This window comes from Clostridium sp. OF09-36, from assembly GCF_003481985.1.
In the GTDB taxonomy this organism is placed as follows: Bacteria; Bacillota; Clostridia; order Lachnospirales; family Lachnospiraceae; genus Brotaphodocola.
In genome coordinates this window covers 340,249-354,983 of sequence record NZ_QUMD01000001.1, presented here as the reverse complement: position 1 = coordinate 354,983, position 14,735 = coordinate 340,249, and the positions used below count along the sequence as shown (strand labels likewise).

At 51.8% G+C, this 14,735-nt stretch carries 8 protein-coding genes and 5 pseudogenes; 8 read left to right on the top strand and 5 right to left on the bottom strand.

Annotated features, from left to right (window positions below):
* Position 1 precedes the first annotated feature (1 nt).
* Positions 2-1,512 (top strand): annotated as a pseudogene (gene malQ / locus DXA97_RS01610) (4-alpha-glucanotransferase).
* A 103-nt stretch (positions 1,513-1,615) separates the two neighbouring features.
* Here malQ and DXA97_RS01605 read toward each other — a convergent pair.
* Positions 1,616-1,993: a hypothetical protein gene (locus DXA97_RS01605; RefSeq protein WP_118718335.1), complete on the bottom strand. Its 378-nt coding sequence runs from the start codon at positions 1,991-1,993 to the stop codon at positions 1,616-1,618.
* A 753-nt stretch (positions 1,994-2,746) separates the two neighbouring features.
* Between DXA97_RS01605 and DXA97_RS01600 the strand changes: the two genes are divergently transcribed.
* The 6 genes and pseudogenes from DXA97_RS01600 (at position 2,747) to pflA (ending at position 10,867) form a co-directional block, all read left to right on the top strand.
* Positions 2,747-3,280 carry an HD domain-containing protein gene (locus DXA97_RS01600; protein WP_118718334.1) on the top strand — a complete coding sequence of 178 codons (534 nt, stop codon included), beginning with the start codon at positions 2,747-2,749 and terminating at the stop codon, positions 3,278-3,280.
* 295 nt (positions 3,281-3,575) lie between these two features.
* Positions 3,576-4,433: a hypothetical protein gene (locus DXA97_RS01595; RefSeq protein ID WP_118718333.1), complete on the top strand. Its 858-nt coding sequence runs from the start codon at positions 3,576-3,578 to the stop codon at positions 4,431-4,433.
* A gap of 119 nt (positions 4,434-4,552) precedes the next feature.
* Positions 4,553-4,753, top strand: a pseudogene (locus DXA97_RS21775) (cation-transporting P-type ATPase); the annotation flags it as partial.
* A 12-nt stretch (positions 4,754-4,765) separates the two neighbouring features.
* Positions 4,766-7,331: pseudogene (locus DXA97_RS20590) on the top strand (cation-translocating P-type ATPase).
* A 414-nt stretch (positions 7,332-7,745) separates the two neighbouring features.
* Positions 7,746-9,997, top strand: a pseudogene (pflB, locus tag DXA97_RS01580) (formate C-acetyltransferase).
* 118 nt (positions 9,998-10,115) lie between these two features.
* A pseudogene (pflA, locus tag DXA97_RS01575) lies at positions 10,116-10,867 on the top strand (pyruvate formate-lyase-activating protein).
* Between the two features lie 89 nt (positions 10,868-10,956).
* Here the strand turns inward: pflA and nagB are convergent.
* A complete protein-coding gene (gene nagB / locus DXA97_RS01570) occupies positions 10,957-11,688 on the bottom strand; it encodes a glucosamine-6-phosphate deaminase (RefSeq protein WP_118718330.1) in 732 nt (243 codons plus the stop codon).
* Between the two features lie 153 nt (positions 11,689-11,841).
* Between nagB and nagA the strand changes: the two genes are divergently transcribed.
* Positions 11,842-13,143, top strand: coding sequence for an N-acetylglucosamine-6-phosphate deacetylase (gene nagA / locus DXA97_RS01565; protein WP_118718329.1), 1,302 nt, complete (start codon positions 11,842-11,844; stop codon positions 13,141-13,143).
* Between the two features lie 169 nt (positions 13,144-13,312).
* Here nagA and DXA97_RS21445 read toward each other — a convergent pair whose 3' ends face one another.
* From DXA97_RS21445 to DXA97_RS21435, 3 genes are read right to left on the bottom strand one after another with little or no spacing between them, the layout of a single operon-like run.
* Positions 13,313-13,597, bottom strand: a complete 285-nt coding sequence (locus DXA97_RS21445) for a hypothetical protein (RefSeq protein WP_279221114.1) — start codon at positions 13,595-13,597, stop codon at positions 13,313-13,315.
* On the bottom strand, positions 13,597-14,013 hold the full coding sequence (locus DXA97_RS21440; RefSeq protein ID WP_279221113.1) for a hypothetical protein: 417 nt from the start codon (positions 14,011-14,013) through the stop codon (positions 13,597-13,599). Before DXA97_RS21440 ends, DXA97_RS21445 begins: the two co-directional genes overlap by 1 nt.
* Before the next feature lie 5 nt (positions 14,014-14,018).
* Positions 14,019-14,693 carry an SLC13 family permease gene (locus DXA97_RS21435; RefSeq protein WP_279221112.1) on the bottom strand — a complete coding sequence of 225 codons (675 nt, stop codon included), beginning with the start codon at positions 14,691-14,693 and terminating at the stop codon, positions 14,019-14,021.
* Positions 14,694-14,735 lie beyond the last annotated feature (42 nt).

Genomic DNA, 14,735 nt, shown 5'->3' with positions numbered 1-14,735 from the left:
TATGAAGCGGGCGTGTGGTATGCTGCTTCCGGTGGCGAGTCTGCCATCGGAGTATGGAATCGGTGCATTTTCAAAGGAAGCGTATGATTTTGTGGACCAGCTGGCGGCGGCCGGTCAGCGGTACTGGCAGATCTTGCCGCTGGGGCCGACCGGCTACGGGGATTCTCCTTACCAGTCGTTCAGCGCATTTGCGGGGAATCCGTATTTTATCGATCTGGAAGTACTGATTGCCAGGGGATTGCTGATGAAAGCGGAATGCGATGCGGCAGACCTCGGTTCCGATGCGCAGGATATTGATTACGAGAAGCAGTATTTTAACCGTTTCCCGCTTTTGAAAAAGGCATTTGAGCGCTGGAAAAAGCAGCAGAAAAAGAAAGGACGCGGCGAAAAGAAGCTGCGGGAGCTGTTTGAGTATGCGCTTACCGCAGATACCAGGGAGTATTGCTTTTACATGGCGGTGAAAAATCATTTTGAGGGAAAAAGCTTCCTTTTGTGGGATGAAGATATCCGGACAAGAAAGCCAGAAGCCGTGAAAAAGTATCAGGAGCTTTGTCAGGATGAAATCTTGTTTTATGAATTTTTGCAGTACGAGTTTCAGGAGCAGTGGGCACAGCTAAAGTGCTATGCAAATGAACAGGGTGTGAAGATCATTGGGGATATCCCGATCTATGTTGCCATGGACAGCGCAGACAGCTGGGCGCATCCGGAATTGTTCCAGTTTTCTGCGGATGGACAGCCGGAGGCTGTTGCCGGGTGTCCGCCGGATGCATTTTCTGAGACGGGACAGCTCTGGGGCAATCCGCTGTACCGCTGGGATTATCACAAGAAGACGGGCTATGCGTGGTGGCTGGCCCGCATGGAGTACAGCTTCCGCCTGTATGATGTAGTGCGTGTGGATCATTTCCGCGGCTTCGATGAGTATTATTCCATTCCGGCAAAGGACAAGACTGCGGAGTTTGGCCACTGGGAGGAGGGACCGGGCTATGCGCTGTTTAAAGCTATGAAGAAGCGCTTTGGAAAGCTTCCGATCATTGCGGAGGACCTGGGCTTTCTGACTCCGTCGGTTCTGGAACTGGTTAAGAAAACAGGTTTCCCGGGCATGAAGGTTCTGGAATTTGCGTTCGATGCCAGCGGCGAGAGTACGTATTTGCCGCACCGCTATCCGAAAAACTGTGTGGTCTATACCGGGACCCACGACAATATGACCCTGCAGGGCTGGTACCGCAGCCTGGAACCGGAGGCAAAGGCGTTTGCCGTGCGCTATCTTGGAATTCCCATACACCGGAGGGCGAGATCCACTGGGACTATATCCGTCTGGCACTGGCTAGTGTGGCAAAGCTGGCAGTGATCCCGGTTCAGGATTATCTGGGGTTAGGCAACCGGGCCCGCATCAACGAGCCGTCTACTCTTGGGAAAAACTGGCGCTGGCGCATGAAGAAGGATGATCTGACTCCGGAGCTTCTTGCAAGGTGCCGGGAGCTGGCAGAGACGTACGGACGTGTCAGAAAATAAATCATATCGTTACTTAACGAACGAGGGGCGAAAGCTCCCGCAGCCGTCAGATACAGCGGCTGCGGGAGCTTTCGCCCCTTTGATATGTACTGTGCGGTATTGTTTATTGTACGGACACTGCGGTAGTTTCTTCTGCCACGCTGTTGTCATTTGCAGCCTCTTCCGGGTCGACTGCTCCGCCTTCCAGGGTTTCTACGCTGCCTTCCTTGTGGGAGGTGAAGGTGCCCTGTACTTCATTGTCGGCCTTGTCGCGGGCATAAACATGAAGTCCGGCCGGGTCCATCTCGAAGGAGAGGGTGTTGCTGGCGCGGTCTACGCTGGATGGCTCCACGCGCTCACCGGCAGAATTTAGTGCATAGATCGAATCGAAGTTGATGCCAGACTGGCTGTCGGCAACGGTAATGGTAACGATGCCATCCTGGATATCGGTCTGGGAGAACTCCGGCGGGTTGTCATCCAGCACATTGACATGCTCAAACACAGTGATGGCATGCCGTTTAAGTTCACGACAGTGGTTTCGATGGAACCGTTTTTGTAAACGGTTGCGGTGTAGGTGCGGTGTTTGCCCTTTTCCAGCTCCAGTGCTTCGCCGTCCAGTGTCATGCTGATGGACTTGGTCGGGAAAAAGGATCTGACAGTCAGGACAACGTTAGTGGAAAGATAGTCGTTGGTGTCCTCCACGACAACGCTGAGTTTTGGTTTGGCTGTTAAGCAGAAAAATAAGATGCTGTTGAATACGATGAATGGAAGCACATAAAATAAGAGGATATGTGGCCATTCACTTTGTTTTTTCCTGCGGTACCGGCGGTCGCGGTGGGACGCAGGCTGTTGGTTCTGTTCCATAAAATCTCCTTTTATCGCAAGGCAAAATGCCCGATGATCTGTCCAATAGCATAGCAGAAAAATGGTGTTTTTACAAGGCAACTTTTCTTACGATTCCATGATTCTGCCTTACCTCTGATTTACCGGGCCTGTCTGTGTGAACGAAAGAGCTTCTATATTATTTTCAGATTTTTTGGGGTTCTAAATTCATTTGATGGGATTTGCAACTTTCCCCTTTCGGGGAGTGTGGGAGTGTGATAAAATGGAATCATAGCAATTAGTAATACAGAAGTGGCAGGGGAGTTTCTGTTTGCGTAGTGCGTGGACAGTAACGGATTCTACGAAACTGGATAAAAGGGTTGCTGGTACACAGGTGTGAACAGTAACTGAAAATAAGAATGGGGATAAGCAGATGATTCGGAGAGCGGCAGCATTTGCGGCAAAGGCCCATGAGGGCATGATGCGGAAGGGGAGCAGGATTCCTTATATTTATCATCCAATGGAGGTGGCGCTGATCGTGGCACAGATGACGGATGACCCGGAGGTCATCGCGGCGGCGTACCTGCATGATGTGCTGGAGGATACCAGCGTGACACCGGAGAAAATTCAGGGTGAGTTTGGTGCGCGGGTATTATCTTTGGTGCAGGCAGAGAGTGAGGATAAATCACTGACCTGGAGGGAGCGCAAAGCCAACACGGTGGCGCATCTGAAGCGGGCACCGCGGGAGGTGAAGCTGCTGACTCTGGGAGACAAGCTGAGCAATATGCGCAGCACGGCCCGCGATTACATGGTGATCGGCGACGAGATCTGGCAGCGATTTAACGAAAAACACCGCGAATCCCACCGCTGGTATCTGGAAGGAATTCTGGACGGACTTGAGGAGCTGCGGGAGCTGGCCCAGTTTCAGGAGTTAGAGCGGCTGTACCATATGGTGTACGAAGCCTGAATTGCGGAAGAAACTGTAGAGGAAGGCAGAAAAAAGAAGAAGGGAACAGAGAGAACCAGAAAAAACAGAGAGAATCAGGGTGAGCCAGAGGAATGCAGAGAGGACCAGGAAAAGCCAAAGAAAACGAGAAAGGGCCAGAGAAAGCCAGTAGATGAAAAAAAGAATTGTCGAATTTTGCGGCATGGAATGTGTGGACCGGGCCGGAATGCGCTTGACGCGTGTTCCGGCCCGAAGTAGAATGCGGGTAAGGAAACCATGAGGAAATAGCAATGGGAGACTGATCCGGGGGAAGAGCATGACAAAGGAAAATGTGAAAGCAATACAGACTGCGCTGTGGGTGGGCCTGGTTCTGGTCCAGATGGCAGTGGTCGGGTGTCTGGAGGTTCACGCAGAGATGGTGCGCCGTGAGGTGACCTATGAGGCAATTGAGGGGGAAGCAGATCTGCCGTCTGAGATCGATGTTTCCGTTCTGGCAGGAAATGAGGAGGAGCTGGTGGCATGCCGGGCTGTGGAGCAGATGGAGGAGAATGCTTACTGGCAGGATGACTTTTCGTTTCCACTGACCTTTTATGATTATGGGGCAGAGGAGTACCGGCTTGGAGAACAGACCTTGAAAGCGGAAAATCTGACAGATATCGTCGAGGAGTATGGCGAGGAATTACTGGAAAGCATGGATCTTCCGGCAGATGAGTACGAGATATCCGGGCTATCCTGGTCCGGGGAGGCTTATGTGAATGAAGAAGGCGTGATCTGCCGGGATGCTGTGGGGCATGGCAGCCGTCTGCTCCGGGATTACCGCGTGGTGTATGAGGGATATGTGGATCCACAGCGCTGGAATGAGCTGAAGCGTGCAGTGCAGGGAGAGGAAACAGAGCTTCTGGTGCAGGAAGCCGAAGTACCTGAAACTGAGGAAGAGACAGAAGCACCGCTCCGGCAGGAGACAATGGTGCAGATAGAAGAGAAAGAAAAGGAAGCAGAACTGGAATCGAAACGGCAAAAATCCAGACTGCAGGAGTTTTTAGAGAAGGTAACCAAAATTCTTCTGGTTGCAGTGAGCATTGGAGCAATCTTCTTTTTTGGTGGACTTCTGGTGATGGCATTGTTACAGGTGTGGAGGAAGCTTCGGGAAAGAAAGAATGGTAAAAAGGGATGAATGCTCTGCCCGCCGCATATGATAAAAAGTAAGAGTGCTGCTGGCAGGTGCCGTGTTACGCTTCATGGACAGTAACGGTGTCGCAGGCCGTGGCCGGAAAAGAAAAACGCGGTGGCAAAATGAAAGAATGGTATCGGATGACGCCAGAGGAGGTTTTGCGCGGAATGGAAAGCAGCCACAGTGGCCTTTCCTGGAAGCAGTCGGAGGTGCGCTGCGGACAGTATGGGGAAAATATCCTGCAGGAGCATTCCGGGAAGAAGCTCTGGCAGGTGTTTTTGGAGCAGTTTCAGGATCTTCTGGTATTGATCCTGATCGCGGCAGCCGCAATTTCTGTGGTTTCCGGCAGCGGGGAGAGCGCAGTGGTGATCTTTGCGGTGCTTTTTATGAACGCGGTGCTGGGGACGGTCCAGCATGAGAAGGCCAGAAAATCACTGGAGAGTCTGAAAAAGCTGTCCGCACCAGCCGCACAGGTATTGCGTGATGGAGTCCCAAAGGAAATTCCGGCGGCAAAGGTGGTGCCGGGAGATGTAGTCCTGTTAAATGCGGGCAGTCTGGTGGCAGCAGATGGAAGGTTGTTGGAATGCTATCATCTCCAGGTGAATGAAAGCTCACTGACGGGGGAGTCCCTGGCGGTGGAGAAGTGTGCAGAAGCACTTCGTTTTCGCGGTGCTAGGGGAAATGCTGCAGCAGTCAGATTGAAAAAGGTGACAGGAAGGGCGGCCGAAGAGGCAGAGGGCGAAGCAGGCGATGGACCGGAGAATGCTATAGCAGCCAGGCTGAAAAAAACGGTGGAGGCCGGGCGGGAAAAAGATACCGGGGACAAACAGGAAAAAGAATCCGGGATTGCCCTGGGGGACCAGAAGAATATGGTTTTTTCGGGCTCTCTGGTGACAGGAGGCCGGGGAGCGTTTGTGGTGACTGCGACGGGGATGGATACGGAGCTTGGAAAGATCGCCCGCCTTATGAATGCGGCGCAGGAGAAGAAAACACCCCTGCAGATCAGTCTGGACGAATTCAGCGCACGTCTGGCTGCGCTGATCTTAGGAATCTGTGCGCTGGTGTTTGGGCTGAGTCTGTACCGTGGAACCCCGGTCCTGGAATCGCTGATGTTTGCGGTGGCATTGGCGGTGGCTGCCATTCCGGAGGCACTTGGCTCTATCGTGACGATCGTGCAGGCCATGGGGACCCAGCAGATGGCGAAGGAGCATGCCATCATTAAGGATTTAAAGGCGGTGGAGAGTCTTGGATGTGTGTCGGTGATCTGTTCCGATAAGACAGGGACCCTGACGCAGAACCGCATGACTGTGGAGCAGGTATTTGTGGATGGGCGGGAGCTGACACCGCCGCAGCTTAAGGTATATGACCCGGTGCATCGGTATTTTTTGTATGGAGCCGTGCTGGACAATGATGCCGCTGTGCAGGGAGATGTGTTTACCGGGGACCCAACTGAGACAGCGCTACTGTCGATGGCTCTCCGTGCGGGAGTTTCCCCGGAAGCAGTGCGGAAGGAGATGCCGCGGCTTGGGGAGCTTCCGTTCGACTCTGCAAGAAAGCGGATGAGTACCATGCACCATTGTGACGGAGCCTGTGTGCTGTTTATGAAGGGAGCGCCGGATGTTATTCTGGAGCGGACAGAAAAAATCCTGACGAAAAACGGGATAAGGCCGTTTCTGGCAGAGCAAAAACGACAGGTCTTAAAGCAGAATGAAAACTGGGCCATGCAGGGGCTGCGAGTACTGGCGGTGGCCTATCATCCGCTGGAGCAGCTGCAGGCCTGCAGCCTGGAGCTGGAGAATTCGGGAATCTTTCTGGGAATGGCGGCGATGGCGGATCCGCCGAGCCTGAGTCGAAGCCTGCGGTTCTGGCGGCAAAGCGGGCGGGGATCCGCCCGGTGATGATCACGGGGGATTATCTGGTGACCGCGCTGCGATCGCAGAAAAAACGGGGATCCTGGAACCGGGAGATCTGGCGGTGACCGGGCAGGAATTAGACCAGATGGATGATCAGGTGCTTGGGCAGAAGCTTTCTTCCATTGCTGTCTATGCACGGGTTTCACCGGAGCATAAGATCCGCATTGTGGAGGCCTGGCAGGGGAAAAAACGGATTGTAGCGATGACCGGAGACGGTGTGAACGATGCCCCGGCCTTAAAAAAAGCCGATATCGGCGTGGCAATGGGGCTGATGGGAACCGAGGTTTCCAAGGATGCGGCGTCCATGATCCTGACAGATGATAATTTTGCGACCCTGATCAAGGCGGTGGCCAACGGCAGGAATGTGTACCGGAATATCCGGAATGCGGTCCAGTTTCTGCTTTCCGGGAATATGGCAGGAATTCTGTGCGTGCTGTATACGTCGGTTCTGGATTTCCCGATGCCCTTTGCCCCGGTCCATCTGCTGTTTATCAATCTTCTCACGGATTCCCTGCCCGCCATCGCGATTGGCATGGAGCCGCAGGAGGAGGGTTTACTGGAGCAGCCGCCGAGAAACCCGCAGGAGCGGATCCTGACGCTTCCTTTTTTCATCCGCCTGTTTGCACAGGGCTTGCTGATCGCGGCAGGCACCATGGCGGCTTACCATATGGGAAGGGAAACAGGAGGGGCGGGAACAGCAAGTACCATGGCTTTTTCTACCCTGACGCTTGCCCGGCTGTTTCACGGCTTTAACTGTCGCAGCAGCCGTTCGGTGCTGCGCCTTGGACTGTGCAGCAATATGTGGAGCATTATGGCGTTTGAGGCGGGGGTGCTGCTTCTGGCAGCCGTATTGTTTCTGCCGGGTCTGCAGGTATTGTTTGCGGCTGCTGATCTGAGCCTGCGCCAGGTGACTGCAGTAGGGGTATGCGCATTTGTGCCAACTGTAGTGATCCAGGCAGCAAAGCTGGTCAGGGAGAGCCTGGCATAGTTTGTAGGATTTTTACACCGGATTTTGCAGAAAAAAAGTTATTTACTCTAACAAAAAAACTGATTGTACAAAAACAGATACTTCCCGGAAGTTGAGAAAAAAACGCAAATATACCGCTTGCAATTTAGAAAAAATATGATATTCTATATGCAGGTCAGATGAATGGCCTGCTATAGAATGAATCGTTATGAATTTAACAAATCATGGCGGTATTGATGTATACAAAGGCGTTGCTGGTCTGCAAAAACAGGCAGCGGCCCGTGACGGACAGACGATATGACTAATCAGATAGCGAAATATTTGAGAGGTTATATTTTTTTCTGGCAGTAATGTATACAGTATGCAAAAATACAGACAATTGTTTCACACACAGGTTGTGTGAACACAGTACAATTTTAAGGAGGAAAACACCAAATGACGAACTTTGAGCAGTGGGATGGTTTTGATGGCCGCCTCTGGAAAGAGGAAGTAAACACCCGTGACTTTATTCAGAAGAACTATAAGCCGTATGATGGCGATGAGTCTTTCCTGGCTGGCCCGACTGAGGCTACTGACAAACTGTGGGGAATCCTGCAGGGTCTGCAGAAAGAGGAGCGCGCAAAGGGCGGCGTTCTGGATATGGATACCCATATCGTTTCCGGCATCACTTCCCATGGCCCGGGCTACATCAGCGAGGCTGATAAGGACTTAGAGCAGATTGTTGGTCTTCAGACCGATAAGCCGTTAAAGAGAGCATTCATGCCTTACGGCGGTATCAAGATGGCTGAGCAGGCTTGCCAGAACTACGGCTATGAGCCGGATCCGGAGCTGCACAAGATTTTTACCGAGTACTGCCGTACCCACAACCAGGGTGTATTCGATGCTTACACTCCTGAGATGAAAAAGGCACGTCACAACAAGATCATCACCGGACTTCCGGATACCTACGGCCGTGGACGTATCGTAGGAGACTACCGCCGTGTGGCTCTGTATGGTATCGATTTCCTGATTCAGGAGAAGCAGAATGACTTCGCAAACTGCGGCGATGGAACCATGGTTGATGAAGTAATCCGTCAGAGAGAAGAGCTGTCCATGCAGATCAAAGCTCTGAAAGATATGAAGGTTATGGCTCAGTCCTACGGCTACGATATCTCCCAGCCGGCTAAGACCGCAAAAGAGGCTGTTCAGTGGCTGTACTTCGGATACCTGTCCGCAGTTAAGACCCAGAACGGTGCCGCAATGAGTGTCGGCCGTATCTCCACCTTCCTTGATATTTATATTGAGCGTGACCTTGCAAACGGTGTACTCACCGAGGCTGAGGCACAGGAGCTGATCGACCATCTGGTAATGAAATTCCGTATGGTTAAATTCGCAAGAATCCCGTCCTACAACCAGCTGTTCTCCGGTGACCCGGTATGGGCTACCCTGGAAGTCGGTGGTATCGGCGTAGATGGCCGTTCCATGGTAACCAAGACCGACTATCGTTTCCTGCACACCTTAGAGAACATGGGACCGAGCCCGGAGCCGAACATGACCGTTCTGTACTCCTCCGCCCTTCCGATGAACTTCAAGAAGTATGCAGCCCACATCTCCATCAACACCAGCTCTGTTCAGTACGAGAACGATGACGTGATGAAGCCGGTATGGGGCGATGACTACTCCATCTGCTGCTGCGTATCTGCTACCCAGACCGGTAAAGAGATGCAGTTCTTCGGCGCACGTGCAAACCTGGCTAAGTGCCTGCTGTATGCTATGAACGGCGGCCGCGACATGAAGAGCAGAGAGCAGGTTGGTCCGGAGTTAAGACCGATCACCTCCGAGTATCTTGATTACGATGAGGTCATCAGAAAATACGATGTTATGATGGACTGGCTGGCAGGTCTGTATGTAAATACCTTAAACCTGATTCAGTACATGCATGATAAATACTTTTACGAGGCAGCTGAGATGCTCTGATCGATACCGATGTTCGCCGTACCTTCGCAACCGGTATTGCTGGTTTCTCTCACGTAGTAGACTCCTTAAGTGCGATCAAGTACGCTAAGGTAAAAGCAATCCGTGATGAGGAAGGCATGATCATGGACTTCGAGACTGAGGGTGACTTCCCGCGTTATGGTAACGACGATGACCGTGCAGATGATATCGCAGTATGGCTGTTAAAGACCTTCCTTGAGAAGTTAAAGAAACGCCACACTTACAGAAATTCCGAGGCTACTACCTCCATCCTGACCATTACCTCCAACGTAGTATATGGTAAGGCAACCGGTAACATGCCAGATGGAAGAAGAGCAGGCGAGCCGTTATCTCCTGGTGCAAACCCGTCTTACGGCGCAGAGAAGAGCGGACTTCTTGCTTCCTTAAACTCTGTTGCAAAGCTTCCGTACGAGTGGGCTCTGGATGGTATCTCCAATACCCAGACCATCAATCCGGACGCACTGGGTCACGACGCTCAGGAGCGTATCGACAACCTGGTACAGGTTATGGACGGCTACTTCGATCAGGGCGCTCATCACTTAAACGTAAACGTATTTGGTACCGAGAAGCTGATCGACGCTATGGAGCATCCGGAGAAAGAGGAGTATGCAAACTTCACCATCCGTGTATCCGGCTATGCTGTTAAGTTCATCGACTTAACCAGAGAGCAGCAGATGGATGTAATCTCCAGAACCTGCCACGCAAGCATGTAATTTACGGACGGAAGTCTGATAAAAAACACTCCGGGGGGAACGAAAATTTCCTTATACCGGAGTGTTTTTACTTTTCGGGAGATACTATAATCATAGAAACAATACAGGAGGAGAGTTCATGGAAGAGAACAAAGCACTTGTGGGTCATGTGCATTCCCTGGAGACCTTTGGTCTGGTAGACGGACCGGGTGTCCGCACCGTGGTATTTTTGCAGGGCTGCAGAATGCGCTGCCGTTACTGCCATAACCCGGAGACCTGGAGTATGTCCGGCGGCGAAGAATGGACCGCAAAGGATCTGTTCAACCGGGTGTACCGCTACCGTACGTACTGGAAAAATAACGGCGGTATTACCGTGAGCGGCGGAGAACCGCTTTTGCAGATCGACTTTCTGCTGGAATTTTTTAAGCTGGCGAAGGCAAAAGGCATTCACACGACACTGGATACGGCAGGAAATCCGTTTACCAGGGAAGAGCCGTTCTTCGGTAAGTTCCGGAAATTAATGGAACTGACGGATCTGGTCATGCTGGATTTTAAAGAGATGGATGGCGTGCGCCATAAAGAACTGACAGGTGTTGCGAATGACAACATTCTGGATCTGGCAAGGTATCTTTCCGACACCGGAAAAGATATGTGGATCCGCCATGTGCTGGTACCTGGCTCACCGACCAGGAAGATGATCTTAAGGCTATGCGAGGTATGCTTGATGAATTAAAGACCGTGAAAAAGGTAGAAATCCTGCCGTATCACAGTCTGGGACTGTTCAAGTGGCAGAATCTGGGAATTCCGTACACGCTGGAAGGTGTACCGGCTCCGACGAAGGAAGAAGTGGAGCGGGCCGAGAAGATTCTGGGAATCAGGAAAGCAGATTAAACTGGTAATCTTATTTAAATGAAAAATAACATATGGGATGAGGTTCAGCTGCGATCATGTATCACAGTGGACTTCATCCCATATTTGATTTAGATCTCCATTTTACTTAAGGCCGATTCATCTGCCACAATCGTGACATCATTATGCAGCTGCAGAATGGATGCCGGTACCTGCGGAGTGATAGGTCCGCAGATGGTGGCTTTTAATGCATCGGCTTTGTCTTCGCCGCTGACTACCACCAGAATCTTCCTGGCCTTCATGATGCTTCCGATGCCCATGGTGTAGGCCTGTCTCGGAACATCATCTTCAGACTCGAAGAAGCGCTTGTTGGCATCAATGGTGCTTTCGGTCAGGTTGACGCAGTGGGTTTCGCGGGCGAAGGAGTCTGCCGGTTCGTTGAAACCGATGTGGCCGTTGCGGCCAAGTCCGAGAAGCTGTAAGTCTATGCCGCCGGACTGACGGATGATTTCTTCATATGCCGCGCAGGCTTTTTCCGGGTCCGGTTCCAGACCGTTAGGCACGAATGTGCGGGTTTTATCAATGTTGACATGGTCGAACAGGTTGGTGTTCATAAAATAGCGGTAGCTTTGCGGGTTTTCCGGACTTAAGCCTTTGTACTCGTCCAGATTGATACTGCTAACCCGGGCAAAATCCAGATCGCCCTTGTTGTACCACTCGATAAGCTGTTTGTAGGTGCCGGTCGGGGAAGAACCGGTGGCCAGACCTAATACACAGTGAGGTTTCATGATAACCTGTGCGGAGATGATGTTGGCCGCTTTGCGGCTCATGTCCTGATAGTTTTTTGCTTTGCAGATGTTCATAGTAAGTAATACCCCCTTATTCATTATAAAATACCCCTTCCACCTTAAGTATATCGGTTTTTTGCGGAAATACAATAGAAAAAACAGTTCAGCAAAAACTATTGTAATTCTGCGCAGAGTCAACTATACTACGCCCATAGGGGGTGCATACGCATGATCATTAAAAATGTAAAGATTTACACAGAAGAACAGAAATTTGTACCTGGCGAAATCGTGGTTCTGGGAGACCGGATTACAGAGGTGCGTGCAGATGGGAAGAAGACACAGACTGCCGCAGAAGCTCTGGAAACGGAGCCTTCAGTAAACGGATCTTCGGAAGATGAAGAAGCGGAAGAGGTCGTGGTGGACGGGGAAGGCGCTTACGCCATTCCGGGTCTTATTGACCTGCATTTCCATGGATGCGTGGGGGCAGATGTCTGCGATGGAACACCGGAGACGCTGAAAAAGATTGCACAGTATGAGGCATCTGTTGGAGTTACAGCCATTGCTCCGGCTACCATGACGCTGCCGGTGGAGGAGCTGGAGCAGATATTGCAGAATGCAGCGGCTTATAAGCGGGCGCAGGACGAACACAGGGCGGCGAATGCGGCAGCAGGTCAGAGTGTGCAGAAGGCAGAACAGGGAGCAGACGGGATGCCAGAAGGAAAATTGGAATTTCCGGAGGCAGATCTTCTCGGCCTGAATATGGAAGGCCCGTTCATCAGCCCGGTCAAGAAGGGTGCGCAGGATGAGAAAAACATTGTTCCCTGCAACGTGGAAATTGCAAAACGTTTCCTGAAAGCATCCGAAGGTCTGGTGAAATTTATTGGCATTGCGCCGGAGGAGAGCAGCGAGGCAGTTGCCTTTATTCAGGAAATGAAAGATTCCGTGGATATTTCCCTGGCGCACACCAATGCAGATTATGATACGGCCATGGCAGCCTTTGCGGCCGGGGCAAACCATGCAGTGCATCTGTACAATGCAATGCCGGCCTTTACCCATCGGGCACCGGGAGTCATCGGTGCGGTGGCAGACAGCAGGCATGTAATGGTGGAACTGATCTGTGATAATGTACACATTCATCCGGCGGTGGTGCGGGCTACCTTTGCCATGATGGGAGCGGACCGGATGATCCTCATCAGTGACAGCATGCGAGCCACCGGAATGCCGGACGGTACTTACACGCTGGGCGGCCTGGATGTCAGCGTGAACGGAAACCGGGCAACCCTGGTGGATGGCGGTGCACTGGCCGGTTCCGTGACCAATCTGATGGACTGCATGCGCACGGTAGTGAAGGTTATGAAGATCCCGCTGGAAACGGCAGTGGCCTGCGCAACAGCCAACCCGGCCCGGTGCCTGGGTGTGTATGACACCTACGGTTCTATTTCGGAAGGGAAAAAAGCAGATATCGTACTGCTGGATGAAGACCTGGAATTGAAAATGGTGATCAAGGACGGTCAACTGCCATTTCTTTAAAATACCGCCACAGTGTAAGGTATTTCAAGGTGGATGGAGCACGGGAAAATTTTGCAGTGCGCGCCGCGTATTAAAAAATTAAAAATGACAAGATGCAAAAAAGAACCTCGCCTGATAGATATATTTCCATCGGGCAAGGTTCTTTTTTGTTTCATGATAAAGCAATATTTTATTTCCAGATCATATTTAAGATCAGCAGCTCAACGATACCGACACCTGTCATGATGAAGGATACGGCTGTCTTACAGCGAAGCTGGTCTTTGATCTCGGTCAGACCGAACATACCGTTGAACACCCAGAAACCACTGTCGTTGAAGTAGCTGAATGCGATCGCGCCGATACAGGAAGCCTGTGCCAGCAGAACCGGATTTAAGCCCAGGGTGGTGATGAGCGGAGCAGTCAGGGAGGCTGCGGTGGTGATCGCTACGGTTGCGGAACCAAGTGCAAGACGCATCAGGCACCGATCAGAACCGGGATCAGGATAGCTGGGATCGGCCAAGAAACTACGGTTGCGCCGAGTACATCGCCGATACCGCTGACTTTGATGATATTTCCGAGGGAACCGCCTGCACCGGTGATCAGCATGATCATACCGGTATCCTTGATGCTGTCGCCCATGATGCTCATGAGCTCATCCTTCGGGATGTCTTTGCCAAGGCCGTAAACAGCCAGGGTGGTTCCGAGTGCAAGTGCTACGATCGGGGAACCAAGCAGGGTGATGATGCTGTAAACGAAGCTTTCTTTGTCAACGCCTACGAAGTCGCATACGGTCTTGCTCAGGATGAGAACAAGCGGGATCAGGATCGGAGCAAGGGACTCGCCCAGGCCCGGAAGCTCTTTGTTACCCATGATCTCATCTAACTGATCCATGGTCTTTAAGTACTCTTTCTTGAACTCTTTGCGGTCATAAGTACCATCTTCACGCGGGATCTGGTAGATTTTTTTGCGATCCAGTTTGCGTAGAGCAGAGCTGCGATGAGGATCGGAACAGACATCAGCGCACCGGTGATGATCATCTGGCCAACGTCAACGCCCATCATACCGGCAGCGGTTAACGGACCCGGAGTCGGCGGAACCATTACGTGGGTACACTGCAGACCGCAGGCAAGTGCCAGAGCCAGAGCAATAACAGATTTACCGGTCACGCGGGACATTGCCTTACATAACGGGGCAAAGATTACGATCGCGGAATCTGCGAAAACCGGGATAGATACCAGCCATCCGGTGATACCAAGGGCAAGCTCCTCTTTACCGCTGCCGATCTTTTTGATGAAAGAAAAGGCCATACGCTCTGCAGCGCCGGTTTTCTCGAGGATACCGCCCATCATAACGCCGAGGCCGATGATGATACCGGTACTTTTTAAAGTGTTTCCGAAGCCATCCTGAATTGCAGTGATCGCATCGGATGGGGACATTTTGCCGATCAGGCCTGTGATCAGTGCAGCAAGCAGCAGCGCGATGAAAGTGTGGGTTCTGGTCTTCATAACCAGAATGATCATGATCGCGATGCCTAAGAACAGGCCAAGCAGCATCTGGGTTTCATGTGACATATTCATACCTCTTTCTGTAATGTGCTGTTACCGTTTTGGCGT

Coding starts and splice junctions, on each gene's coding strand:
- DXA97_RS01600 (WP_118718334.1), top strand. CDS start 2,747: ATGATTCGGAGAGCGGCAGCATTTGCGGCAAAGGCCCATGAGGGCATG.
- DXA97_RS01595 (WP_118718333.1), top strand. CDS start 3,576: ATGACAAAGGAAAATGTGAAAGCAATACAGACTGCGCTGTGGGTGGGC.
- nagB (WP_118718330.1), bottom strand. CDS start 11,688: ATGAACATCTGCAAAGCAAAAAACTATCAGGACATGAGCCGCAAAGCG.
- nagA (WP_118718329.1), top strand. CDS start 11,842: ATGATCATTAAAAATGTAAAGATTTACACAGAAGAACAGAAATTTGTA.
- DXA97_RS21445 (WP_279221114.1), bottom strand. CDS start 13,597: ATGCGTCTTGCACTTGGTTCCGCAACCGTAGCGATCACCACCGCAGCC.
- DXA97_RS21440 (WP_279221113.1), bottom strand. CDS start 14,013: ATGGATCAGTTAGATGAGATCATGGGTAACAAAGAGCTTCCGGGCCTG.
- DXA97_RS21435 (WP_279221112.1), bottom strand. CDS start 14,693: ATGTCACATGAAACCCAGATGCTGCTTGGCCTGTTCTTAGGCATCGCG.